At 71.1% G+C, this 23,651-nt stretch carries 23 protein-coding genes; 16 read left to right on the top strand and 7 right to left on the bottom strand.

What is annotated here, in order from left to right; genetic code table 11:
- Positions 1–120 precede the first annotated feature (120 nt).
- From ABTZ99_RS10345 to ABTZ99_RS10310, 8 genes are all read left to right on the top strand, one after another.
- Positions 121–1,317, top strand: coding sequence for an acyl-CoA dehydrogenase family protein (locus ABTZ99_RS10345; protein ID WP_498774396.1), 1,197 nt, complete (start codon positions 121–123; stop codon positions 1,315–1,317).
- Positions 1,318–2,233: 916 nt separating this feature from the next.
- On the top strand, positions 2,234–2,779 hold the full coding sequence (locus ABTZ99_RS10340) for a YflT domain-containing protein (RefSeq protein WP_498774398.1): 546 nt from the start codon (positions 2,234–2,236) through the stop codon (positions 2,777–2,779).
- A gap of 183 nt (positions 2,780–2,962) precedes the next feature.
- Positions 2,963–4,219, top strand: coding sequence for an ABC transporter substrate-binding protein (locus ABTZ99_RS10335; RefSeq protein WP_499610184.1), 1,257 nt, complete (start codon positions 2,963–2,965; stop codon positions 4,217–4,219).
- Positions 4,216–5,169, top strand: coding sequence for a carbohydrate ABC transporter permease (locus tag ABTZ99_RS10330; RefSeq protein ID WP_499610181.1), 954 nt, complete (start codon positions 4,216–4,218; stop codon positions 5,167–5,169). Before ABTZ99_RS10335 ends, ABTZ99_RS10330 begins: the two co-directional genes overlap by 4 nt.
- Positions 5,169–6,014: a carbohydrate ABC transporter permease gene (locus ABTZ99_RS10325; RefSeq protein ID WP_498774404.1), complete on the top strand. Its 846-nt coding sequence runs from the start codon at positions 5,169–5,171 to the stop codon at positions 6,012–6,014. Before ABTZ99_RS10330 ends, ABTZ99_RS10325 begins: the two co-directional genes overlap by 1 nt.
- A 4-nt stretch (positions 6,015–6,018) precedes the next feature.
- A complete protein-coding gene (locus tag ABTZ99_RS10320) occupies positions 6,019–7,200 on the top strand; it encodes an ABC transporter ATP-binding protein (protein WP_499610178.1) in 1,182 nt (393 codons plus the stop codon).
- Between the two features lie 284 nt (positions 7,201–7,484).
- Positions 7,485–8,372, top strand: coding sequence for an SDR family NAD(P)-dependent oxidoreductase (locus ABTZ99_RS10315; RefSeq protein ID WP_498774408.1), 888 nt, complete (start codon positions 7,485–7,487; stop codon positions 8,370–8,372).
- A gap of 164 nt (positions 8,373–8,536) precedes the next feature.
- A complete protein-coding gene (locus ABTZ99_RS10310; RefSeq protein ID WP_498774410.1) occupies positions 8,537–9,508 on the top strand; it encodes a hypothetical protein in 972 nt (323 codons plus the stop codon).
- Here ABTZ99_RS10310 and ABTZ99_RS10305 read toward each other — a convergent pair.
- Both ABTZ99_RS10305 and ABTZ99_RS10300 read right to left on the bottom strand, forming a co-directional pair.
- Positions 9,505–10,344, bottom strand: coding sequence for a chromosome partitioning protein ParB (locus ABTZ99_RS10305; protein ID WP_498774412.1), 840 nt, complete (start codon positions 10,342–10,344; stop codon positions 9,505–9,507). The two genes, ABTZ99_RS10310 and ABTZ99_RS10305, sit on opposite strands and share 4 nt — an antisense overlap.
- Before the next feature lie 11 nt (positions 10,345–10,355).
- On the bottom strand, positions 10,356–11,012 hold the full coding sequence (locus tag ABTZ99_RS10300; RefSeq protein WP_498774414.1) for a metallophosphoesterase family protein: 657 nt from the start codon (positions 11,010–11,012) through the stop codon (positions 10,356–10,358).
- A 106-nt stretch (positions 11,013–11,118) separates the two neighbouring features.
- Between ABTZ99_RS10300 and ABTZ99_RS10295 the strand changes: the two genes are divergently transcribed.
- A complete protein-coding gene (locus ABTZ99_RS10295; RefSeq protein ID WP_498774416.1) occupies positions 11,119–12,204 on the top strand; it encodes a DUF2332 domain-containing protein in 1,086 nt (361 codons plus the stop codon).
- 138 nt (positions 12,205–12,342) lie between these two features.
- Here the strand turns inward: ABTZ99_RS10295 and corA are convergent, their stop codons facing one another.
- The gene (gene corA / locus ABTZ99_RS10290; protein ID WP_498774418.1) at positions 12,343–13,419 is read right to left on the bottom strand and encodes a magnesium/cobalt transporter CorA; all 1,077 of its coding nucleotides are present in this window, start codon (positions 13,417–13,419) and stop codon (positions 12,343–12,345) included.
- A 296-nt stretch (positions 13,420–13,715) separates the two neighbouring features.
- Between corA and ABTZ99_RS10285 the strand changes: the two genes are divergently transcribed.
- Both ABTZ99_RS10285 and ABTZ99_RS10280 read left to right on the top strand, forming a co-directional pair.
- Complete coding sequence (locus tag ABTZ99_RS10285) at positions 13,716–14,219, top strand: MaoC family dehydratase (RefSeq protein WP_498774420.1); 504 nt, start codon at positions 13,716–13,718, stop codon at positions 14,217–14,219.
- A gap of 1 nt (position 14,220) precedes the next feature.
- Entirely contained in the window at positions 14,221–15,306 is a 1,086-nt protein-coding gene (locus ABTZ99_RS10280; RefSeq protein WP_499610171.1) for a DUF2332 domain-containing protein, read from the top strand.
- Positions 15,307–15,319: 13 nt separating this feature from the next.
- Here the strand turns inward: ABTZ99_RS10280 and ABTZ99_RS10275 are convergent, their stop codons facing one another.
- Positions 15,320–15,733: an NUDIX hydrolase gene (locus ABTZ99_RS10275; RefSeq protein ID WP_498774424.1), complete on the bottom strand. Its 414-nt coding sequence runs from the start codon at positions 15,731–15,733 to the stop codon at positions 15,320–15,322.
- Positions 15,734–15,875: 142 nt separating this feature from the next.
- Here ABTZ99_RS10275 and ABTZ99_RS10270 point away from each other — a divergent pair, with 142 nt between their 5' ends.
- The 5 genes from ABTZ99_RS10270 (at position 15,876) to ABTZ99_RS10250 (ending at position 18,788) form a co-directional block, all read left to right on the top strand.
- The gene (locus ABTZ99_RS10270) at positions 15,876–16,034 is read left to right on the top strand and encodes a hypothetical protein (RefSeq protein WP_170185132.1); all 159 of its coding nucleotides are present in this window, start codon (positions 15,876–15,878) and stop codon (positions 16,032–16,034) included.
- 40 nt (positions 16,035–16,074) lie between these two features.
- Positions 16,075–16,635 (top strand): PH domain-containing protein, encoded by a 561-nt coding sequence (locus ABTZ99_RS10265; protein ID WP_073896001.1) that lies wholly within the window; start codon positions 16,075–16,077, stop codon positions 16,633–16,635.
- A gap of 31 nt (positions 16,636–16,666) precedes the next feature.
- The gene (locus ABTZ99_RS10260; RefSeq protein WP_498774648.1) at positions 16,667–17,524 is read left to right on the top strand and encodes a PHP domain-containing protein; all 858 of its coding nucleotides are present in this window, start codon (positions 16,667–16,669) and stop codon (positions 17,522–17,524) included.
- A gap of 111 nt (positions 17,525–17,635) precedes the next feature.
- Positions 17,636–18,475 (top strand): RecB family exonuclease, encoded by an 840-nt coding sequence (locus tag ABTZ99_RS10255; protein ID WP_499610168.1) that lies wholly within the window; start codon positions 17,636–17,638, stop codon positions 18,473–18,475.
- Positions 18,476–18,485: 10 nt separating this feature from the next.
- Positions 18,486–18,788 carry a hypothetical protein gene (locus ABTZ99_RS10250; protein WP_498774427.1) on the top strand — a complete coding sequence of 101 codons (303 nt, stop codon included), beginning with the start codon at positions 18,486–18,488 and terminating at the stop codon, positions 18,786–18,788.
- A gap of 18 nt (positions 18,789–18,806) precedes the next feature.
- Here ABTZ99_RS10250 and ABTZ99_RS10245 read toward each other — a convergent pair whose 3' ends face one another.
- The 3 genes from ABTZ99_RS10245 to ABTZ99_RS10235 all read right to left on the bottom strand — a co-directional run bounded on the left by ABTZ99_RS10245 (position 18,807) and on the right by ABTZ99_RS10235 (position 23,458).
- Positions 18,807–19,679: an alpha/beta fold hydrolase gene (locus ABTZ99_RS10245; RefSeq protein ID WP_498774429.1), complete on the bottom strand. Its 873-nt coding sequence runs from the start codon at positions 19,677–19,679 to the stop codon at positions 18,807–18,809.
- 35 nt (positions 19,680–19,714) lie between these two features.
- Complete coding sequence (locus ABTZ99_RS10240; RefSeq protein WP_499610165.1) at positions 19,715–21,079, bottom strand: Rv3212 family protein; 1,365 nt, start codon at positions 21,077–21,079, stop codon at positions 19,715–19,717.
- Between the two features lie 735 nt (positions 21,080–21,814).
- Positions 21,815–23,458: a DEAD/DEAH box helicase gene (locus ABTZ99_RS10235; RefSeq protein ID WP_499610163.1), complete on the bottom strand. Its 1,644-nt coding sequence runs from the start codon at positions 23,456–23,458 to the stop codon at positions 21,815–21,817.
- Positions 23,459–23,651 lie beyond the last annotated feature (193 nt).

Here is a 23,651-nt window from a genome sequence, read left to right as displayed (position 1 = left end):
GGGCGCACAGGTTATCCCGCTGTTTCGGTTCAGCGCGTGGCGATGAGCACCTTTGTCGCGCGAACGGGCGTTAACCCGGCCATACTCGCCGGTAACCCGAGAGCTACGAAGGGAAACGCGATGGCGCGCCTGGCCCGGACCGCAGGACTGACCGACGTCCAGGAGGAGATCCTGTCGACGGTTCGCACCTTCGTGGACAAGGAGATCATCCCGCACGCCCAGGCGCTGGAGCACGGCGACACGTACCCCGCCGACATCGTCGAGGGCATGAAGGAGATGGGCCTGTTCGGGCTCACCATCCCGGAGGAGTTCGGCGGGCTCGGCGAGTCGCTGCTGACCTACGCCCTGGTCGTCGAGCAGATCGCGCGCGGCTGGATGTCCGTGTCCGGTGTGATCAACACCCACTTCATCGTGGCGCACATGCTCAAGCAGCACGGCACGCCCGAGCAGCAGGCGAAGTACCTGCCGCGGATGGCGACCGGCGAGGTGCGCGGCTCGTTCTCGATGTCCGAGCCGGAGCTGGGCTCGGACGTGGCGGCGATCCGCACGCGGGCCGTGCGCGACGGCGACGACTTCGTCGTCAACGGCCAGAAGATGTGGCTGACCAACGGCGGCACGTCCAACCTCACCGCCGTGCTGGTGAAGACCGACGAGGGCGCGGAGAAGGCCCACCAGAACCTGACCACGTTCCTGGTGGAGAAGCCCGAGGGTTACGGCGAGGTCGTGCCCGGCCTCACCATCCCCGGCAAGATCGACAAGATGGGCTACAAGGGCGTCGACACGACCGAGATGGTGTTCGACGGCTTCCGGATCCCGGCGGAGCAGGTGCTCGGCGGCCGGACCGGCCGGGGTTTCCGGCACATGATGGACGGCGTCGAGGTCGGCCGGGTGAACGTGGCGGCGCGGGCGTGCGGCATCGCGCTGCGGTCGTTCGAGCTCGCGATCGAGTACGCGCAGCAGCGCAAGACCTTCGGCAAGCCGATCGCGGAGCACCAGGCCATCGCGTTCAAGCTGGCCGAGATGGCGACCAAGGTCGAGGCCGCCCACCTGATGATGGTGAACGCCGCGCGGCTGAAGGACTCGGGCGCGCGCAACGACGTCGAGGCCGGCATGGCCAAGCTCATCGCGTCGGAGTACTGCGCCGAGGTGACCCAGGAGGCGTTCCGCATCCACGGTGGTTACGGGTACTCCAAGGAGTACGAGATCGAGCGCCTGATGCGCGAGGCGCCGTTCCTGCTCATCGGCGAGGGCACCAGCGAGATCCAGAAGACCATCATCAGCCGGGGCCTGCTGCGCGACTACCAGTCGCGCGGCTGACGCGCGGTTGACCCACGGTTGACGCGCGGCCGGCCCTAGGGTGGGCGTTGTGCCTGCTCAGGCCCTTAAAAGCTTAAAAGCGTCCTCGCCGGACGGGCAGATCAGCAGGATGACGGGGTTTGGTGGTCAGGCTGCGGGTCCGTTGTTGGTCCGGGTTTCGTGTCGTCCCATCGACCTCCCTCCGGGCTACCACACGCGTCAAGGGGGCGGTTCCAGCCCATTGTTCCTGTTGGGTGGGGATGTGCCCCCTTGACACGTGCGGTAGGGCAAAGCCAGGTCGGCGGGATGACACGAAGCCCTCCCTTTGGGGAGGTAAGGGCATCAGCGGCCGCACACGCCCCGGCTCCACCCGACCCCGCGCCCGCTGGCGACCCCCGGACCGTCCACTGGCATGCCCTTCTCCCAAAGTAGGGCTTCGTGTCATCCCGCCGACCTGGCGCAGCCCTACCGCGCGTGTCAAGGGGGGCGTGGTTCAGCGATACCCGCGGCTTCGACTGCGGGCGCCCCCCTTGATACGTGTGGTAGCCCTTGTGGAGGTCGGTGGGATGACACGAAACCCGGACCAACAACGGACCCGCAACATCCAGCGGCAGTCGGGGTCATCCTGCTGATCTGCCCGTCCGGCGAGGACATGCTTTTCAAGCTTTTGATCTTTCAAGCTCCCACGGCACCCACCGACGGCACCCCACCCGACGGCACGCACGCACCGACCCGCCGGACCCACAATCGCCGGGTCGCCATCGGTCAGTACCACGGTCGGGTGACCTGGTCGGCACCACGATCGGGCGGTCCGGTCAGGACCCCGCACGGTGCGCGGGCCGCCGGGCGGAGGTCACGTTTCGCACCCCTTCCCGGCGACCTGTTTCGCGCCGGTCGCCCGGTGTTGGCAGGATGGGGAGATCAGCACCGCGAAGAGGTGGTCACCGTGACGAGTTCCTTCTCCGGCCAGAACCGACCCGGGGTGCCTCCCCGCCTGCCCACCCCGCCCACCGGCTGGCCCATCGGTTCGTACGGCACCTACGAGGAGGCGCAGCGCGCCGTCGACTTCCTCGCCGACGACGACTTCCCCGTCCAGGAGGTCACGATCGTGGGTGTCGACCTCATGCTCGTCGAACGGGTCACCGGCCGCCTCACGTGGGGCCGCGTGCTGGGCACCGGCGCGGCCTCGGGCGCCTGGTTCGGCCTGTTCGTCGGCGTCCTGCTCAGCCTGTTCAACACCACCCCCGGCAGCAGCCTCGGCCCCATCGTCGCGGGCCTGGTGGTCGGCATCGCGTTCGGCCTGATCTTCGCCGCAGTCGGCTACGGGTCGGCCCGCGGCAAGCGCGACTTCCAGAGCGCCAGCCAGCTCGTCGCGGGCCGCTACGACGTGCTCTGCCAGCCCCGTTCGGCCGAACGCGGCCGTGACCTGCTCGCCAAGCTCGCCATGCGCCCCTCCGACGCCGGCAAGGCCGGCCAGGACTGAGGTCGAAGACCGAGGTTTACCGCACCACCGGACCGGGTAAGGCCGTTCCGGGCTCCGGTGGTCGCGGCACCTGGTCACCGGGCCTACGTTCGTTCCACCGGTCGGTTCGGCCGACCGGTGGGCACGACGAGGTGCCGGGCGTCGCGGTCTGGCTCCTCCGTTGTCGGGAAGGAGGCAGGACCGATGAGGGGCAAGGGTCATCGGTTGGCCGCCGCAGGGGGCGCCGCGCTCATCGCGACGTCCGTGCTGGCGGGCTGTGGTTCGGGTGACGGCGGGATCACCATCAACGTCTACAAGTACCCGCAGGAGAACTTCCAGAAGATCGTCGACGACTGCAACGGGCGGGCCGCCGGCTACGAGATCGTCTACCACAAGCTCCCGCGCGAGGCGGACGGCCAGCGCGAGCAGCTGGTCCGCAGGCTCGCCGCCGGCGACGACGACATGGACGTGCTGGCCCTCGACGTCACGTGGACCGCCGAACTGGCCGAGGCCGGCTGGATCAGGGAGTTCACCGGCCGGACCAAGGAGCAGGTCGAGGACGGCACGCTGGAGACGCCGCTGGAGACCGCCCGCTACGAGGGCAGGCTCTACGGCGCTCCGGACAACACCAACGTCCAGCTCCTCTGGTACCGCGGCGACCTCGTGCCGACACCGCCGACGACCTGGTCGGAGATGATCGAGATGGGGTCGCGGCTCGAAGCGGACGGCAACGACGAGACGCCCGGCCTCGTCGCCGCGCAGGGCAAGCAGTACGAGGGCCTCGTCGTCCTCTACAACACCCTGGTCAACACCGCCGGCGGGCAGATCCTGGACGAGAGCGGCACCAAGGCCGTCCTGGACGACGGCGCGGTCAAGGCGCTCGAGGTGCTCAAGCAGTTCGCCACCTCCGACGTGGTGGACCCGTCGTTCTCCAACGCCGCCGAGGACGACGCCCGCCTCGCCATGGAGAACGGCAAGGCCGCGTTCCAGCTCAACTGGCCCTACATCTACGCCGCCGCGCAGTCCGTCCCCGACCTCGCGCCGAACCTGAAGTGGGCGCCCTACCCCTCCATCGACGGCGGACCGGCCGAGGTCACCGTCGGCGGCATCAACTACGCGGTCAGCGCCTTCTCCCGGCACCCCGACGAGTCGTTCGACGCCATCACGTGCCTGCGCAGCGCGGAGCACCAGAAGTTCGCCGCCATCAACGACGGCGTGCCGCCCACCATCGAGTCCGTCTACGACGACCCGGAGATGGCCGAGCCGTACCCGATGAAGGAAGCGATCCTGGAGACGCTGAAGAACGCGGGCACCCGCCCGCGGACCCCCGCCTACCAGAACGTCTCGACCGTCATCTCCACGATCCTCTCGCCTCCGGCCGACATCGACCCGCGGCGCACGGCCGACCGGCTGCGCACCGAGCTCCAGGACGCGCTCGACTCGAAGGGGGTGCTGCCGTGAGCCACGCGCTGGACGCCGAACCGGCCGCCACCGGACCCAAGCCGTCGCCCCAGGCCAAGGCCGCGCTCAGCGAGGGCAAGAAGGCCGAACGCCGGCTCGGCCTGCTGCTGTGCGCGCCGGCGATCCTCATCATGGCCGCCGTCGCCGGCTGGCCGATCCTCTACTCGTTCTGGCTGTCGCTGCAGCGCTACGACCTGAAGTTCCCGGACCGCACCGAGTTCGTCGGCCTGGACAACTACGTCACCGTGCTGACCAACCCCTACTGGTGGAACGCCATGTGGGTGACGGTGCTCATCACGGTGGTGTCCGTGGCGGTCGAGCTGGTGCTCGGCATGGCGCTGGCGCTGATCATGCACCGCACGCTGGTCGGCCGGGGCATCGTGCGCACGTCCACGCTCATCCCGTACGGCATCGTCACGGTCGTCGCCGCGTTCTCCTGGCGCTACGCCTGGACGCCCGGCACCGGCTACCTGGCCGAGACGCTCGCGGGCGGCGAGCCGGTGCTCACCGAGAAGATCCCGGCGATCATGGTCGTGACGCTGGCCGAGATCTGGAAGACCACGCCGTTCATGGCACTGCTGCTGATGGCGGGCCTGGCCCTGGTGCCCGACGACCTGCTCAAGGCCGCCGCGATGGACGGCGCGAGCGCGTGGCAGCGGTTCACCAAGGTCATGGTCCCGGTGATGAAGCCCGCGATCCTGGTGGCGCTGCTGTTCCGCACGCTCGACGCGTTCCGCATCTTCGACAACCTGTTCGTGCTCACGGCGGGCTCGCAGGGCACGTCGTCGGTGTCGATGCTGACCTACAACAACCTGATCAAGGGCCTGAACCTGGGCATCGGCTCCACCATGTCGGTGCTGATCTTCATCGCGGTGGCGATCATCGCGTTCGTGTTCGTGAAGCTGTTCGGGACCGCAGCGCCCGGCGGCGACGGCGGGGGGAGGCGCTGATGGCGGGCATCGGCGGGGCCGTGACCACGGGCCGCAAGGCGCGCTGGACCGTCCTGAACGTGCTGGTGGTGGCGTACGCGCTGGTCCCGGTGCTGTGGATCGTGTCGCTGTCGTTCAAGACCAAGGAGACCTTGGCGGACGGCAACTTCATCCCGCGCGCGTGGACGTTCGACAACTACAAGGCGATCTTCGCCACCACGGAGTTCGTCCGCGCGCTGGTGAACTCGATCGGCATCGCGCTGATCGCCACGGCCGTCGCGGTCGTGTTCGGCACGATGGCCGCCTACGCGATCGCCCGGCTCGACTTCCCCGGCAAGCGGCTGCTGGTCGGGGTGTCGCTGCTGATCGCGATGTTCCCGCAGATCTCGCTGGTCTCGCCGCTGTTCGAGATCGAACGGTCGCTCGGGTTGTTCGACACCTGGCCCGGCCTGATCCTGCCCTACATCACGTTCGCGCTGCCGTTGGCGATCTACACGCTCTCGGCGTTCTTCCGCGAGATCCCGTGGGAGCTGGAGAAGGCGGCGAAGATGGACGGCGCGACGCCCGGCCAGGCGTTCCGCCGGGTCATCGCGCCGCTGGCCGCGCCCGGTGTGTTCACCACCGCGATCCTGGTGTTCATCTTCTGCTGGAACGACTTCCTGTTCGCGATCTCGCTGACCTCGACCGAGAGCTCGCGCACGGTGCCGGTCGCGCTGTCGTTCTTCACCGGCAGCTCGCAGTTCGAGGACCCGACGGGATCGATCGCCGCGGCCGCCGTGGTGATCACGATCCCGATCATCGGATTCGTGTTGTTCTTCCAGCGTCGGATCGTCGCCGGGTTGACCTCCGGCGCCGTCAAGGGGTGAAGCAATGGCCGAGATCGTTCTGGACAGCGTGACCAAGCAGTACCCCGACGGCGCGGTGGCCGTGCGGGACGTGGACATCGAGATCGCCGACGGCGAGTTCATCATCCTGGTCGGCCCGTCGGGCTGCGGGAAGTCCACGACCCTCAACATGATCGCCGGCCTGGAGGACATCACGTCCGGCGAGCTGCGCATCGGCGGCGAACGGGTCAACGAGCGCGCGCCCAAGGACCGCGACATCGCGATGGTGTTCCAGTCCTACGCGCTCTACCCGCACATGACCGTGAAGGAGAACATGGCCTTCCCGCTGCGGCTGGCCAAGGTGGACGACGCGACCGTGGAGAAGAAGGTCCGCGACGCCGCCGAGATCCTGGACCTGACCCACCACCTGGACCGCAAGCCGTCGAACCTGTCCGGCGGGCAGCGGCAGCGGGTCGCGATGGGGCGGGCGATCGTGCGCAACCCCAAGGCGTTCCTGATGGACGAGCCGCTGTCGAACCTCGACGCCAAGCTGCGCGTGCAGATGCGCACGTCGGTGTCGCGGCTGCAGAAGCGGCTCGGCACCACCACGGTGTACGTCACGCACGACCAGACCGAGGCGATGACCCTCGGCGACCGGGTCGTGGTGATGCGCGGCGGGGCGGTGCAGCAGATCGGCGCGCCGCAGTCGCTCTACGACAACCCCGCCAACCTGTTCGTCGCCGGGTTCATCGGCTCGCCCGCGATGAACTTCGTGCCGGCGGCGCTGGAGCACGGCGTGCTGCGGTCGGCGCTCGGCGACGTGCCGCTGACCGACCGGGTGCGCGGGCTGCTGGAAGGCGCCGACGCGCCCCGCGAGGTGATCATGGGGTTGCGGCCCGAGCACTTCGAGGACGCCCGGCTGGTGGACGACGCCGTTCGCTCGAAGGGCGTCACGTTCACCAACCACGTGGACGTGCTGGAGTCGATGGGCTCCGACAAGTTCGCCTATTTCAGCCTCCAGGGTGAACAGGCGACCTCGGCGGAGCTGGCCGAGCTCGCGGCCGACGCGGGCTCGGCCGACGTGCCCGGCGGCGGCGTGTCCCTGGTCGCCCGGATCGCCGCGACGTCCACCGCGGTGGCGGGTGAACCGGCCGACATCTGGTTCGACGCCGATCAGGTGCAGCTGTTCGACCCGGCCAACGGCCGCAACCTCACCTACCGCGGCTGAGCACCGCGCCGGCAGGCCGCCCCCGGTGGTTCGACGGGGGCGGCCTTTCACACTTTCAGGCGAAGCTCAACGGGAGGTTTCCGGAGGTCACGGGCCGTTGCCGACCAGTCCGGACCATCGGCAGGGACGAACTCCATAGGCCATTCAGCGCAGCAAACGCACACCTCGTCGCATTTGTGGCGCTCCGGGTGCCGGCGATCCCCACGCTGGTCGAAGGCGGAAACGACTCCGGCCGTAAAGGGCCCGGGGCAGGGGAGTCCGCCGAGCACAGAGAAGAGCGCGAGATGGGGATTCTTGACGGCAAAGCGGTCGTGATCACCGGGGCGGGACGGGGTTTGGGCGAGGCCTACGCGATGCACGCCGCGCAGGCCGGCGCCGCGGTCGTGGTCAACGACATCGATGCTGACCAGGCCGAACAGGTGGCCGAGCACATCCGCGCCTACGGCGGGCGGGCGGTGGCGAGCACGGCGACGGTGGCCGATCCCAGCGAGGCGGAGAAGATCGTGGGAATGTGCCAGGCCGAGTTCGGCCGGGTCGACGGCCTGGTCAACAACGCCGGGCTCAACTACGAGACGCTGCCGTGGGAGGACGAGCCGGAATCCATCCGGCGGATCGTCGAGGTCAACCTGCTGGGAGTCATATACACCGGAATGGCCGCGATGCGCGTGATGCGCGAGCAGGGCCACGGCTCGATCGTGAACATTTCGTCAGGGGCGTTTCTCGGCCAGCGCAAACTCGCCACCTACTCGGCCACCAAAGGCGCGGTGGCCTCGCTCAGCTCGTCGTGGGCCCTCGACCTGGAAGGGGACAACATCCGGGTCAACGCCGTCTGCCCGGTCGCCCACACCCGGATGGTGTGGAAGTCGGAGCGCTCGCTGCGGGCCATCCCCGCCGACCGCACCCCCGGCAAGGTCGCGCCGCTCGTGCTGTTCCTGCTCAGCGACGCGGCCCACGGCATCACGGGCCAGATCGTCCGGTGCAACGGCCGGCAGCTGCACCTCGTCGGCCACCCGTACTTCAAGCAGCCGATCCTGGAGAGCGACACCTGGGACACCGCGTCGGTGAAGCGGGCGTTCGACGGCGTGCTCCAAGCCCACCTGGAACCGTTCGGCCTGGAGAAGCGCATGCCGCCGCGGCTGCGCGAGCTGGTGGAGCCCGGCCGCACGGCCTGAGCCGCGACCCGGTGGTGGAGCAGGGGAAGCGCCTTGGCGGACCGGCGCTTCCCCGCTCTGCGGCCAGGTTCACCTGTTTGCCCGCCCCTCAACCGCTCCCAGCGCGGTGATCACACCTTCGGGTGATCGCCTGATCGGTGGGTCTTCCTGCGACGATGCTGGACGTGGGCACGCGCACACCCCGGGTCACGGACTGGCGGCTGGTGGTGCAGTCGCGGCTCGACCGCGTGCGCGCCGACCTCGCCGCGCTCGGCCCGCCGGACCCGCTCGACCCGGAGAGCGACCAGTGGCGCGCGGTGGCCGAGCAGGAGGCCGCCACGGTCGAGGACATGATCACGCGCGCCGAGTCGCGGTGGCGGACGGTCGCGTCGTGGTGGTCGGGCTGGCACATCGAGCGCGCCTGGCGGTCGCTGCACGAGGCCGAGATCGCGGTCGTGGCCGCGGGCAACGGGTTCCTCGGGCGGCTGCCGGGGCTCAAGGCCCGGGTCGCGGAGAACCTCGACGAGGACGACCCGCGCCGCGTCGCGCTGGAGGAGCTGCGGCCCGGCGAGTTCCCCCTCTCCGTCGAGCGGGAGATCGTGGTCGACGCGCTGAGGGCCGCGTTCGACGCCTCCGACTTCGCCCACGCCGGGTCGCGGGCGCTGCGCAACAAGCTGATCGCCACGTCCGTGGTGCTGTTCGTGGTCAACACCGCGCTCGGTGTCATCGGCCTGCTCAAGCCCGGCCTGATCCCGATGTGCGTGAGCGCGGAGAAGCTGCCGACGGTGTGCCCGTCGGGCAAGTCGGCGACCGGCGCGGACGTGTGGCTGTCGCAGGTGTTCGGCGCGTTCGGGGCGGTCCTGTCGGCCGTCGTGCTGCTCCTGCGCCGCCGGCCCAGCCTCTCGCCGTACGTGATGGTCGGCTACCAGGCGCTGATCAAGGTGCTGCTCGGCGCGGCGCTCGCGGTGGTCGGCATCCTGGGCCTGGGCGCGGGCGTGACGACCGGCCTCATCGGCGTGGCGTCCCAGGCCGCGCTGCTGCTGTGGGCCGTGATCCTCGGGTACGGCCAGCAGGTCGCGACCCGCCTGCTCGACACCTACACCGACCGGGTGATGGACCAGGCCCGGCCGCTGCCCCGGCTGGAACGGCAGCGCTAGCGGCGCGACCGCAGGGTCGAGATGACGTCGGGGTCCCACCGGTGCGTGCGGATCAGCCGGTACCGCTCCGCCGCCACCCACAGGTACGCCTCGGTCTCCGTGCGGTCGCCCACCAGGTCCGCCTGCCGCAGCATCCCGACCACCGGCTGGTACTCCTCGGCGTACCAGCGCCCGGCGACCGCGGCCCGGTCCAGGAGCACGCCCTCGTCCTGCATCAGCCGGAAACCCCACGCCTCCACGTGCTCGCCCAGCTCGGCGTAGTCCCACGGGTCCGACAGCAGCACGGCCGCCCGCGCCTGCCCGCCCAACGGCACCCGCTCCAGGAACAGCCGCCGGTAGTCCTTCACGATCAGGTCGCCGCGGTGCCGGATGCCGTGCGCCGCGATCCGCGTCACGACCTCGGTCACGTACGCGTCGATCACCTCCAGCCCCAGCGCGTGCGCCACCGACACCCGGTGGTGCCCGTCCTGGACGAAGTGCAGGTCACCCACCCGGTACACCTCGATCGGCGGCACCGCCTCGCCCCGCCGCTGCGCCAGCGCCAGCCGCTGCCACCGCTCCCGCACCCGCGCCGACGTCGGCCGGAACCGGCGGTCGAAGTCACGGGTCCGGTCCACGCTGCCGACGATCGAGTCCAGCCGGACCGCGCGCAGCCCGAGCCGCCGCTCGCCGAGCATCCCCAGCGACTCGACCACCTCGTGGAACGGCAGCATGATGTTCACGTCGTCCGGCTCGCGGCGCAGCCAGGCGGCCAACCGCGACAGCACCTGGCGGCGGCGGGCGCGCTGGAAGTCGTTCTCCGCGTCGGCCTGCGGGAAACCGGTGTCACGGGGCACGGCACTCCTCCTCAGGGCACTGGGACGTCCAAGACCTGGTAACCCACGACGTTCACCACGCGGGTCGAGCCGAGCACGCGGTCCGGCTTCACCTGGCCGTGCGGGTGGATGTGCCCGTGCAGCATGACCGGTGGCCGCAACCGCCGCACGGCCTCGTGCAGGCAGGCGAACCCCCGGTGGGGCGGGTCGGGCTCGTCGCCGCAGCCCAGCGGCGGCGAGTGGGTGAGCAGCACGTCCACCCCGCGCCCGTCGCGCAACCGCCGCCACCGGGCCGCCCGCAGCACGCGGCGCAGCCGACGCGCCTGCTGCCGCTCGGTCCACTGGTTCGGCCCGCCGCTGTACCGGACGGACCCGCCGAGCCCGGCGATCCGCAGCCCGGCGACGTCCACCACCCGCTCGTCCGCGTTCACGCCGCCCGCCGGACCGGGCCAGCGCGCCGGCAGGCCCGCCTTCGTCCACAGTCCCCGGACGTCGGTGTACCCGGTCAGGTCCGCGTCGTGGTTGCCCGGCACGAACACGCACGGCCGGTCCAACGCGCCGGCCAGGAACTCCAGGTAGTCGAACGGCAGGTCGCCGGCCGCCACGACGAGGTCGACGTCGTGGCGGCGCACCCGGTCGGTCCACAGCGCCTCGACCACCTCGTCCGCCACCGCGAGCACCCTCGGCATCCACCGAGCCTAAGCGCCGGCGCGGTCGGAGACACCTCGTCGGTGAAAGGGTGAACCACGCCTTCCTCCCCCTGCCGCACAAGGGAAATCGGGCTAACGTCACAGGGTGCTCGCCGAGCTGTTCCTCGACGCGTCCCGCGCCTGCGAAGTCCACAGCCCGCTCACCCGCACCCTGCTGGTGGCCGCGGCGGACGACCTGGCCCGCGGCGGCATCACCGCGCGGGTGATGGCGGGCGCCGAGTGCGACCGGCACGGCACCGTGCCCGGCCTGCGGTTCGCCGGCGCCCTGCACCGGCTCGTCCTGGAGGGCCGCGCGCCCACGCTGGCCAAGCACTACCCGACGGTCGGCGGCAGGCCCGACCTCGACACGCTCTGGGACGACGCGCGGACCGTGCTGCACGAGCACACCGACGAGCTGCACGCCCTGGTCACGTCCACGGTCGTGCAGACCAACGAGCCGGGCCGCAGCGCGCCCCTGTTCGGCGGCCTGCAGACCGCCACCCACCTGGCCGCGGCCGAGGTCGGCAGGCGTGCCACGTTCCCGATCCGCCTGCTGGAGGTCGGCGCGTCCGGCGGCCTGAACCTGCGCCCGCACCACGTCGCCTACCGGGTCGACGGCGAGGTGTTCGGCGACCCCGGCAGCCCGTTCGCCCTCGACCCGCGGTGGACCGGCAGGCCGCCCGTCGACCTGCGCCACAACCTGCGCCTGGTCCGGCGCGCGGGCTGCGACCTCAACCCGGTGGACGTGTCCACAGAGGACGGGCGGCTGCACCTGTCGTCGTTCGTCTGGGCCGACCAGCAGGCCCGCTTCGACCGCCTCCAGGCCGCCGTGGAGCTCGCGCGGCTCGACCCCGTCCCGGTGCGGCGGGCGACCGGCCCCGAGTGGCTGGCCGAGCAGCTGGCCCGCCCGGAGCGCGACGTGCTGACCGTCGTCTGGCACTCGGTCGTCTGGCAGTACGTGTCACCGGCCGACCGCGCCATGGGCCGCGCGATCCTGGCCGACGCCGCCTCCCGGGCCACCCCGATGGCGCCGCTGGCGCTGCTGGTCTACGAGCCGCGCCGCACGCACACCGCGGGCGCGTACGAGTTCCGGCTGCTGCTCAAGCTGTGGCCGGCGGGCGTCTCGCTGCGCCTGGGCACGGGTGTGGGGCACGGCATCCCGTTCACCTGGGACACCGCGCCCTGGAACTGAGCGGTCAGCTCCCGTTCGCGATCAGCAGGGTCACCGTGGCGAGCCAGCCGATCAGGAAGGTGAGCACCCAGAACCGCAGGTTCGTGAACATCCTGGACATGGGGGGACATCCCGTCGCGGGAAGGGGAGGGAGGGGGTCTACAGCCAGCGGTTGCGACGGAATATTCGGTACAGGGTGAGGCAGACCACGAGGATCACGGCGATCACCATGGGGTAGCCGTACTTCCAGTGCGTCTCCGGCATGTAGTCGAAGTTCATGCCGTACACGCCGACCACCATGGTCGGCACGGAGATGATCGCCACCCACGCGGCGAGCTTGCGCATGTCCGAGTTCTGCTGGAGCGTGATCTTCGCCAGCACGGCGTTGACCAGCGTGGTCAGCAGCTCGTCGAAGTTGATCACGCGTTCGGACACCTCGGTGAGGTGGTCGTCCACGTCGCGGAAGTAGGAGCGCACCTGCTCGGGGATCAGCGGGGTGTAGCCCTCCGCCAACCGCCGCAGCGGCACGGCCAGCGGCATCACCGCCCGGCGCAGCTCCAGCACCTCGCGCTTCATCAGGTAGATCTGGTCGGCGCTGACCCGGCTGCGCGGCTGGAAGACCAGCGCCTCCATCTGGTCGATGTCGTCCTCGATGTGGTCGGTCACGTCGAGGTAGTTGTCGACCACGTGGTCGGCGATCGAGTACAGCACCGCGGCCGGCCCCGAGCGCAGCCGGTCCGGCTCCTCCTCCAGCTCGCGCCGCACGGCCGCCAGCCCCGAGTGGTTGCCGTGCCGGACCGTCACCACGAAGTCGCGGCCCAGGAACACCATGATCTCGCCGCTCTCGACGATCTCGTTGGCGGTGTCCGGCGACGAGTTCTGGATGTACCGGACCGTCTTGAGCACCATGAACAGCATGTTGTCGTAGCGCTCGAGCTTGGGCCGCTGGTGCGCGTGCACGGCGTCCTCGACGGCCAGCTCGTGCAGCCCGAACGTGTCCGCGACGCCCTGGATCTGCTCCTCGTCCGGCTCGTGCAGCCCGATCCAGACGAACCCGTCGCCGCGCTTGCGCACCTCCTCGACCGCGTCGACGTGCGACCAGCGGCCGGGCAGGCGCGTGCCGTCGACGTACACGCCGCAGTCCACGACGTACCGCGCCAGCGGCACGGGGATGGGCACCGCGGGTCGGTCCTGCGCGCGGCCTCTCAGGCCGCCGAGCGAGGGCAAGCTGGGCACGGGTCCTCCAGGTGGGGAGCGTCGACTCGACGAACGACGACGGCACGTCCCGACCGGTACCGCTGGGCCTAGCTGTGGAAAGCCGGCTCCCCGATGAGGACGCGCGAGGTACTCGCAGGATGGGGGTCGTTACTCATCGGTAGTCCTCACCTCCTCGGGTCGGCTGGCCGCGGCGGTGTAGTCGCTCACAGACCAGTTGCCGAGGGTACTCCCCCGGTGCTCACACTGTCGTCCCGGTCGGCGTGGTCCTCGATCACACCGACCTCACACTGGTAGCCGGCCAACGGAGGCGTGCGGTGCAGTTCGGGCGTTACTACGAGGAGTTCGAGGTCGGCGCGGTCTACAAGCACTGGCCCGGCAAGACGGTCACCGAGTACGACGACCACCTGTTCTGCCTGCTCACGATGAACCACCACCCGCTGCACCTGGACGCGCACTACGCGGCGGAGACCACCGACTTCGGCAAGAACGTCGTCGTCGGCAACTACGTCTACTCGCTGCTGCTGGGCATGTCGGTGCCCGACGTGTCGGGCAAGGCCATCGCCAACCTGGAGGTGGAGTCGCTCAAGCACGTCAAGCCCACGTTCCACGGCGACACCATCTACGGTGAGACCGAGGTGCTGGACAAGACGCCGTCGAAGTCCAAGGACGACCGCGGCGTGGTCTACGTCGAGACGCGCGGGTACAAACAGGATGGAACGGTCGTCTGCGTGTTCCGCCGGAAGGTCATGGTGCCCAAGCGCTCCTACGGCGAGGCGCGCGGCGGCGAGCAGCCGGGCAGGCCCGAACCCAAGGAGTGACGTGACCTCGCTGGATCTGGTGCGGCAACGACTGGCCCGGTTCGCGAAGAGCGAGGCGCACGGCGTCTCGCCGCTCTACGAGCACCTGGCCTCGCACGCCGCCGACGATCCGGAGGTCGCCGGCCTGCTGACCGCCGCCCCGGAGCGGTTCGCGCACGCGACCCTGCTCCTGGCGGCGGCGCACCGGCTGGTGCAGGCCGAGCCGTTCCACGAGCTGTCCAACTACTACCCGTCGCTGGGCGGCACGTACGGGGCGGACGAGAGCACCTGGCGGTTGTTCCGGGAGTTCGTGCTGGAGCGGGCCGACAAGGTGCGCGAGCTGGTCGCCACCAGGACCGTGCAGACCAACGAGGTGCGGCGGGCCACGCTCGTGTACCCGGCGTTGGCGCGGGTCAAGGGGCCGGTCGGGCTGCTGGAGGTCGGCTGCTCGGCCGGCCTGCTGCTCGGCCTGGACCAGTACGGCTACCGCTACCAGACCCAGCAGGCGGGCCAGCTCGTCGCGGGACCCGCCAAGGCGGCGCTCGGGCTGCACTGCGCGCTGGAGCTCGCGCCCGGCGCGGAGCTGCCGAAGATCCCCAAAACGGTGAAGATCGCGGCCAAGGTGGGGCTGGACCGGGCGCCCGCCGACCTGACCGACGAGGACACGTACGCGTGGCTCGAGGCGTGCGTGTGGGCCGACCAGCCGGAGCGGCTGCGGCTGTTCGGCGTGGCCGCCACCGTGCAGCGCAAGTCGCCGCCCGAGTTCGTGGTCGGCGACGCGGTGGCGGACCTCGGCAAGGCCGCCGACCGCGTGCCCGATGACCTGCCGCTGGTGGTCCTGACCAGCAACGTCCTGCCGTACGTCGCGGGGGAGGAGTTCGTCGGCGCGCTGCGCGGGCTCGGCCGCCCGGTGTGGTGGTTGAGCCACGAGGGGTACGCGGCGGGCCTCGTCCACGTGCTGCCGGGGCGGGACGACCTGCGGCCCGGCGCGGACGAGCCGGCGTTCGGCGTGGTCGGGCTGGTCCGGTTCGAGGACGGCGAGGTGCGGTCGGCGCAGGCGTTGGCCAGGACGGCTCCGCACGGCCAACGGTTGGTGTGGCTCCCCTGATCGGGGGAGCCGATCACGAACGGGGGAGTTGGCCCCAGGCGTCGAGGGTCTCGCGGAGCATCCCGGTCAGTGGAAGTGTGGCCAAGATCGCAGCGTCCACCCAGCGCGCGTCCACCGCGTCGTCGCCTGGTCGGAGGACGCCGGATCGCACCTGGCAGGCGTAGTCGTGGATCTCGTAGACACCGCGTGGCGCCGGGCGGGTGACGCTGCCGATCAACGCCCCGACGGTCACGGAGAGTCCCGTTTCCTCGCGCAGTTCCCGCACAATTGCGGTCTCGTCGGATTCGCCGGGCTCGACTCGGCCACCCGGTATCGACCACAGTCCCTCACCTGGAGCATTGCCCCTCCTCACGAGTAGCAGTCGCCCGTTCGGGTCGTGCACGATGCCGCCGACACAGCGGATCCGGGGCTCACGTTCGGCCGTCACGATTACCAAGCGTAGTCACACCGGGTTGGCGGTGCAGGACGCTGACCCAAGTGCGGTACAAATCTCCCGACGTGTCGCGGAGTGCGGTACAACGGTTTTCACTGGCGCCAAACGGGTGCGGTAGCGAACGGGGTTGATCACCGTGAATCTGAAGAAGATTCTCACTTTCGCCGGGGTCGGCTTGGTCCTGTTCTTCCTCATCGCGGAGCCTCAGCAGGCGGCTCAGCTGGTGCAGAACATCCTGGGCACCCTGCGGGAAGCCGCTGAGGCGCTCATCACCTTCGTGAAACAATTGTTCTGAGTCGACCGGCTCCTCCCTCCCACGGCGAGAGGTCGAAGGCATGTTCGCACCACGGGACCCCGACGAGTACCTGCTCCCCACGGAGCGTCGGGTCATCCGGGTACGCAGGCACTGGAGCAGTCTGCTCTGGGATCTCCTCGAGGCGGGCGCGCTGCTCGCCGGCGCGATGATGATCTCGTACCTGCTGCCCGACAACGCGGGCATCATCCAGAACATCCTCTGGTACGCCTCGCTGTTCGTGCTGCTCAGGCTGGCCTACTTCGTCATGGAGTGGTGGGTGGAGCGGATCGTCGTCACCGACAAGAGGTTCATGATCTCCTCGGGGGTCTTCGAGACCAAGGTCGCCATGATGCCGATCAGCAAGGTCACCGACCTCACCTACGAGCGTTCGGTGCTCGGGCGCATGTTCGGCTTCGGCACCCTGGTCGTGGAGTCGGCGGGTCAGATCCAGGCCCTCAACCGGATCGAGTACCTGCCCAACCCCGAGGAGGTCTACGACGCCATCTCGGAGCTGACCTTCGGCGACAAGAAGGCCCAGGCGGAGCGCTTCTCGATGATCAAGGCGCAGCGGGCGGCGCGCGGCAAGAAGATGGTGCCGTAGCCCGGAGCAGGCCGTCGTGGAGACTGGCAGGGTGCGCATCGACCTGCACACCCACTCGACCGAGTCCGACGGCACCGACACGCCCGCGGAGTTGGTGGCGGCCGCGGCCGCCACCGGCTTGACCGCGGTCGCGCTCACCGACCACGACACCGCAGCGGGCTGGGCGGAGGCGGCCAACGCGCTGCCACCCGGCTTGAAGCTGGTGCGCGGCGCCGAGCTGTCCTGTGCCTCCGACGACGGCCGGGGCCGGGTCATCACCGTCCACCTGCTCGCCTACCTGTACGACCACACCTCGCCCGCGCTGGTCGAGGAGCAGCTGCGGCTGCGCCTCGAACGGCGGCACCGGCTGCGCCGGATGGCCGAGCGGATGGTCGCCGACGGGTTCCCCATCGACCCCGACGAGCTGATGGCGGCCATGCCGACCGACGCGCCCGCCGGACGTCCGCACCTCGCCATGGCGTTGATCCGGGCCGGCGTGGTGTCCACGGTCGACGAGGCGTTCGCCCGCTACCTCACGGGCGGCCGGTACTACGTGCCGCGCACCGACACGCCCGTGGCGCGGGCGATCGAGATGATCACGGAGGCGGGCGGGGTGACCGTCCTGGCACACCCCTTCGCGACCTCGCGCGGCCCGATCGTGACCGACCAGGTGGTGGCCGACCTGGCCGGCCTGGGGCTGGCCGGCGTCGAGGTCGACCACCCCGACCACGACCCGGCGACGCGGGTGCGGCTGCGCGGCCTGGCGGGGGAGCTGGGCCTGCTGACCACGGGGTCCAGCGACTACCACGGCACCAACAAGACGGTGCGGCTCGGCGCGGAAACCACGTCACCGGACGTGCTGGACGCCTTGGCCGATCGGGCAACCGGGTGCAAGGTGCTGGTCGGTTGACCCGTCAGGATCCCTCTCGGATCCCTCGGTCGACCACCGAACCGCGAGGTCGCCCGCGACGCCGGAGGCGGCGCATCCAACACTGTCGGACCCCCTCGGTAGCGTGAGGGCGTGCAGGAACAGCTGGGGTTCGACTTCGGGGCGATGCCGAAGAAGCTCGTGCGGGTGACGCCGGCGAAGCTCGCCACGTGGGCCGACTGCCCGCGTCGCTTCCGCATGGCCTACCTCGACCGGCCGTCGCCGCCGCGCGGTGGGGCGTGGGCGCACAACACCCTGGGCGCGGTCGTGCACAACGCGTTGAAGGCGTTGTTCGACCTGCCCGCCCAGCGCCGCACGCCCGAGCAGGCGGTCGCGCTGCTGCACCGCCAGTGGAAGAACGACGGGTTCCGGGACGCCGAGCAGGCGGGCGTGTACCGGGACCGGGCGGTCGGGTGGGTGCGCGACTACGTCACCGAGCTGGACACGTCGATCGAGCCGGTCGGCATCGAGCGCTGGGTGTCCACGCCCACGTCGAAGATCGTCGCCGAGGGCCGCGTCGACCGGATCGACCTGCGCGACGGCGAGCTGGTGATCGTCGACTACAAGACCGGGCGGCACGCGCTGACCGTGGACGACGCGCGGGGCTCGCAGGCGCTGGCCCTGTACGCGCTGGCGGCCCGGCGGACGCTGCGCAAGCCGTGCCACCGGGTCGAGCTGCACCACCTGCCCACGGGCACGGTGTCGGTGTGGGAGCACACCGAGGAGAGCCTGGGGCGGCACGTGTCGCGGGCCGAGGAGGCGGCGGACGAGCTGCGGCTGGCCACCGACACGCTGGAGGCGGGCGGCGACCCGGAGATCCTGTTCCCGCCGCGCACCGGCAACCAGTGCACGTGGTGCGACTTCCGCCGGTCGTGCCCCGCAGGTCAACGCGCGGCGCCCTCGCTCGACCCGTGGGCGCTGCTCGCGCCGTAGAGTTGGCCGCGTGACGATGGTGGACAGCGGACCCGAACCACGCCTGGCCAGGCTGTGGCGCGGCGTCAGCGGCGCGCTCGCCGTCGGCTTGGTGCTGCTGACGTTGGGCTTGATCGGCGTGCAGGTCTACGCGGGCTCCCGCGACCTGCCCGGACCGGGGCTGGACGTGGTGGCCGGGCACGGCGTGGCGGCCGTCGCCGCGGTGGTGGCGCAGGTCGTGGCCGACCGGCGCCGGGGCTGGGCGGTGGCGTTGTGCGGCCTGCTGGTCGTGCTGCTGGCGGCGTCGACCCTGTGGTTCTTCTGGTGGGCGTGACCTGATCGCGGCGCGCGGTCAGGAGAGCCAGGCGCGCCAGGTCGGCAGGAGCGTGGCCAGCAGGGCGTCCGGCGCCTCGGTGTTCGGGTTGTGCATGACGCCGGGCAGCACGGCGAAGTCCGCGTCGAGGCGTTCGGCCATGTCCCGCTGGCTCGCGGCCGACCAGGCGTCGTCCAGGTCGCCGCACACCACCAGGCACGGGATCCCGCCGGACCGGGCGACCCGGGCCAGCTTGGCGACCAGGTCCGGTTCGGCGCGCAGCGCCTCGCCCATGCCGAGCAGCCCGACGGGTGACGAGCGGACGAACCGCTCGCGGTAGAAGTCCTTCAGCTCCTGGGGGACCATCCGCCAGCGCGGGTTGAGCGCCTGGCGGGTCTCGTTGACCTCGTGCGACGCCTCGACGCCCTGCTCGCGGAGCACGATCTCGCCGTAGTCCAGCGCGGTGCGGCGCTCGCCCGGCGGCAGCTCGGACGGGCCGGACGCCATCAGCGTCAACCCCGAGACGGGCGCGCCCGCCAGCACCGCGCCGCGAGCCACGAGTCCACCGAACGAGTGACCCAGCAGCAGCACCCGCCTGCCCTCGGCGGCCAGTTTCGCGACCAGTTCGGCCACCGACGCGCCCAGCGCCTCGGGCCGGTAGTCGGATTCGAGGAGCGGGCCGGCCGACTCGTACTGGCCAGGCAGGTCGATCGCCACGACCTCGATGCCGGCGTCGGCTATCGGGTCGACCAGCGGCGCGAAGTCCTCCTTGGATCCCGTGTAGCCGGGGACGAGGAGCGCCGTCGCGCCGAGGTCGAGTCCGGCGGCGGGGGCGTGCAGGGCCGCGATCGGTCCGTGCCTGCCGGGCAGGTCCACGCGTTGCGCCCGGTGCGGGCTGAACTGCGAGTGCACGTCTCGCAGTCTGCCGCACCGGCCGCGTGGGCGCGTTACCGCAGTGCGACGAGCGTGCCGCCGCGCTGCTCCAGCACGACCGGGCCCTCGGTGGCCATCTCGATCGGGCCGGTGTGGTCGCCGCGGTCGACCGGGACCGAGGCGATCTCCTCGCCGGTGATCTGGTCGAGCACCTTCAGCCCGGCGTCGACCGGCAGCAGCAGCCGCCCGGCGAGCGTGGTGCCCGCGCCGAGGGTGTCGTTCGCGGTCCACAGCGGGTTCAGCTCGGTCAGCGACAGCGCGACCGTCTTCGACCCGGTGAACCAGTAGACGTTCGCGGTGCTGGTGAACGTCGACGCCACCCGTCCGGGCGGGTCGCCCGCGAGCTCCTCGGCGGTGACGTCGACCGGGTAGCTGCCGATCGAGGCGCCGGTCTCGGAGTCGAACACCACGATCCGGCCCGGCACGGCCAGCGCGACCCGGTTCGCCGTCACGGCGATCACCCGGGCGCCGTTCTCGCCGGTCACGGTGGAGCTGATGACCTGCGGCTCGTCGGACTTCTCGGGGTTGGGCTTGAGGATGGTGAGGCGGTCGGACGGGTCGAGGGCGGGGCAGCGCTCGATCAGTGCGATCTTGCCGCCGGTGACCGCGAACGAGTGGTACGTGCAGCCGGTGCGCGGCTGCTTGTTCGGGTTCACGATCGCGCGCAGGGCGCCGTACTCCATCGAGCGGACCAGGTCGTCGCGGCGGTAGACCTCGACGTACGTGCCGCCGGTGGTGAGCACGTGCGAGCCCTCGTTCAGCAGGCGGGTGCCGAGCTCGGCGTCGCCGTTGCGCTGCGGTCCGCGCTTGCCGGAGGCGTTCTCGAGGGTGGTGACCTCGGAGCAGTTGGTGTCCTTGCGGTGCACCGCGAAGATCCGGCCCCAGGCCGTGGAGACGGTGCACAGGGGCAGGTCGCGGGCGTAGCGCCAGCGGACGTCGCCGGTGAGCGCGTCGCGGCCGACGACCTCGCCGCCGTCGCCCGTGACGACGACCGAGTCGAGGTTCACCGGGACCGGCGTCGCGCTGCTGGGGGCGCGCCAGATCTCGGACAGCGTCGGCGGCATCGCGGTGGCGGGCTGCAGCGGGGTGATCTCGGACGGGCCGGTCTGGCTGACGGTGTTGCGGGCGTCGCTGGTCAGCCACAGCACGAGGCTCGCCACCAGCACCGCGACCACGACCAGGGTCAGGCCGATGAAGTCGCCCCTGGTGCGCCAGGACCTGGACGGCACCGGCTCGTGCGGCTCGGTGCCGTGCGGCTCGTCGTCGTGCTGTCCGCCGCCGTCGTGCGGCTCGACCTGGGGTTCGACGGGCTTCGCCAGGACGTCTTCCTCGTCCAGCACGACCTGCCCGTTCGAATCCGCCTGCTCCGGCTGGCCCACTGCCCGGCTCCCGATGGTCGGTGATCTATCGCGTTCGGTCTGGCGACATGCTGCCACCACCGGGAAGAGGTCGGTGTGAGGCGGCGGCACCTACCGTTCCCCGCGGCGTTCCGCTACCCGCGGCCCACCCGTTCCGGCGCGGTGCTGACGCGGCTCCGGCGCGGCCCTGACCGCGCCGGCGCGAGCCGCTTCCGGCCCTTGCGCTGCGGGCCGCCTCCGGCGGTTCCGGCCCTTGCGCCGCAGGCCGTTGCAGGCGGCTTCGCCCGTTGCGCCGCGGGCCGTTGTCCAGCCAACCCTGCCGTTCCGGCGCGGGCCGTGTCCAGCGGCTCGACCGTTGCGGCGTGGGCTGGTGCTATCCACGGCCTGGCCCGGGTCCGTTCACCCGGGCTGGTCCGGCCCGGCTCCGTGGACCCGGCTTGGCCCACCCCTGGGTCCGTCCACCGCTGTCCGGTGTTCGGGCCGGGCGTCGTGCCGTGCCCGGCGGGGTGGCCTGCCGTCCGTTCCGGCGGCCCGGTGGCCGCTGGTCCGAGTCTCCCCGTCCGTCCCGTCCTGGTGGCCCGGTCGCCGTGGCGGGCGGCGGGTGGGTGGCCCAGGGATCCGGGTTGGTTCGGGGCTCCTCGTTTTCAACCGAGGTCCGGTAACAGTGTTTCCGTACATTTTCGGGCGATGATCACCCGATCGTGTTGCGGTCGAGTCGGGCAGCGCTTGGGTTGCGCTGCCCACCACGATTGTTCCCTACTCGGCCGGTGCCGACTCCGCCGACTCGCCGCCCGTGCGGCGACGCCTGCGCCTGCGGGGGCGGTCGGGGTCGGCGGTGGACGAAGTCGAAGACGACTCCGGCGCGCCCGCGGTGACCTCGGCCGACGCCTCGGTGGTCGCGCCGTTCTCGCCGGCCGCCGACACGCCACCACGACTGCGGCGGCGCTTGCGCGGCCTGGTGCCGCCCTCCTCGCCCGACCCGGAGCCGGTGGTGCTGCCGCCGCCGTTGCCGGACTCGGTGGCCGGGGCCGCGTCGCCCGCCCGGCCGCTACGCCGGCGCTTGCGCGTCTTCTTCTCGCCCTTCAGGTTCTCCTCCGGCTCGGCCTCCAGGCCCGCGCGCGTGCGCAGCCCCAACGGCAGCCGACCGGTCGAGCCCGCCGGGATGTCCAGGTCCGCGAACAGGTGGTCCGACGTCGAGTACGTCTCCACCGGCTCCGGCTTGCCCAGGTCGAGCGCGTCGCTGATCATCTTCCACCGGGGCATCTCGTCCCAGTCGACCAACGTGACCGCGACGCCCGTGCGCCCCGCCCGACCCGTGCGGCCGATGCGGTGCACGTAGGTCTTCTCGTCCTCGGGGCACTGGTAGTTGATCACGTGCGTGACGCCCTCGACGTCGATGCCGCGCGCCGCCACGTCGGTGGCCACCAGCACGTCGATCTTGCCCGAGCGGAACGCCCGCAGCGCCTGCTCGCGCGCGCCCTGCCCCAGGTCACCGTGCACGGCCGCCGCGGCGAAACCGCGCTCGACCAGGTCGTCGGCCACCTTCTGGGCGGTGCGCTTGGTCCGGGTGAACACCATCGACAGGCCGCGCTCACGGGCCTGCAACGCCCGCGCCAGCAGCTCCGACTTGTCCAGCGCGTGCGCCCGGTAGACGAACTGCTCGGTGCGCTCGTGGATGGCGCCCGCGTCGTTCTCCTCCGCCCGCACGTGCGTGGGCTGGTTGAGGAACGTGCGGGCCAGCGTGATGATCGGGCCGGGCATGGTCGCCGAGAACAGCATGGTCTGCCGCTCGTCGGGCACCATGCGCAGGATCCGCTCGATGTCGGGCAGGAAGCCCAGGTCGAGCATCTCGTCGGCCTCGTCCAGCACCAGCCCGCGCACCTTGCCGAGCACCAGGTGGCGCTGCTCGGCCAGGTCGAGGAGCCGGCCGGGCGTGCCGACGACCACGTCGACGCCCTTGCGCAGCGCCGCGATCTGCGGCTCGTACGGCCGGCCGCCGTAGATGGCCAGCACGCGCACGTTGAGGTGCTTCGCCGCGTCGGTCAGGTCGTGGGTGACCTGAAGGCACAGCTCACGCGTCGGCACGACCACCAGCGCCTGCGGCGTGCCGTCACCGGGCGTGACGATGCGCTGGAGCAGCGGGATGCCGAAGCCCAGCGTCTTGCCGGTGCCGGTGCGGGCCTGGCCGATGACGTCGTCGCCGGCCAGCGCCAGCGGCAGCGTCAGCTCCTGGATGGCGAACGTGCGGTGGATGCCCGCCTCGGCCAGGGAGCGCACGATCTCCTCGCGCACGCCGAGCTCGCCGAACGTGGGCGCATCGGGTTTGACCGGGGCGTCGGCCACGAGCGGGTGCGAGGTGTCGTCTTCCGGGACACCCGCCTCGCTGTGCTCCAAGGCCACCGGGTCGATATGGGTCTCTTCGTTCGTCGCGGTCAGGATGATCGCCTCTCTCGTACCAGCGCGCCACGGCCTGTACGGGCCGCTCGACCGCGTCACCGCCACTCGGGCCACCGCAAGGGGCCGGGCGGGTCGCGGGAGGGCCAGCGAGGTGTGTGCGCGCACCCTCTCCTGGCGGCACGGTGCCGCCGCAGTT

The sequence above is a fragment of the Actinosynnema sp. NPDC002837 genome, assembly GCF_040295345.1.
GTDB lineage: Bacteria > Actinomycetota > Actinomycetes > Mycobacteriales > Pseudonocardiaceae > Actinosynnema.
Note: the sequence above shows the minus strand (reverse complement) of the source record. Positions and strands in the feature narration are given on the sequence as shown.

What these genes read in the sequence shown, in the direction of transcription:
- ABTZ99_RS10320 (WP_499610178.1), top strand. Translation starts at nt 6,019, where the DNA reads ATGGCCGAGATCGTTCTGGACAGCGTGACCAAGCAGTACCCCGACGGC.
- ABTZ99_RS10265 (WP_073896001.1), top strand. Translation starts at nt 16,075, where the DNA reads ATGTTCGCACCACGGGACCCCGACGAGTACCTGCTCCCCACGGAGCGT.
- ABTZ99_RS10335 (WP_499610184.1), top strand. Translation starts at nt 2,963, where the DNA reads ATGAGGGGCAAGGGTCATCGGTTGGCCGCCGCAGGGGGCGCCGCGCTC.
- ABTZ99_RS10300 (WP_498774414.1), bottom strand. Translation starts at nt 11,012, where the DNA reads ATGCCGAGGGTGCTCGCGGTGGCGGACGAGGTGGTCGAGGCGCTGTGG.
- ABTZ99_RS10325 (WP_498774404.1), top strand. Translation starts at nt 5,169, where the DNA reads ATGGCGGGCATCGGCGGGGCCGTGACCACGGGCCGCAAGGCGCGCTGG.
- ABTZ99_RS10315 (WP_498774408.1), top strand. Translation starts at nt 7,485, where the DNA reads ATGGGGATTCTTGACGGCAAAGCGGTCGTGATCACCGGGGCGGGACGG.
- ABTZ99_RS10345 (WP_498774396.1), top strand. Translation starts at nt 121, where the DNA reads ATGGCGCGCCTGGCCCGGACCGCAGGACTGACCGACGTCCAGGAGGAG.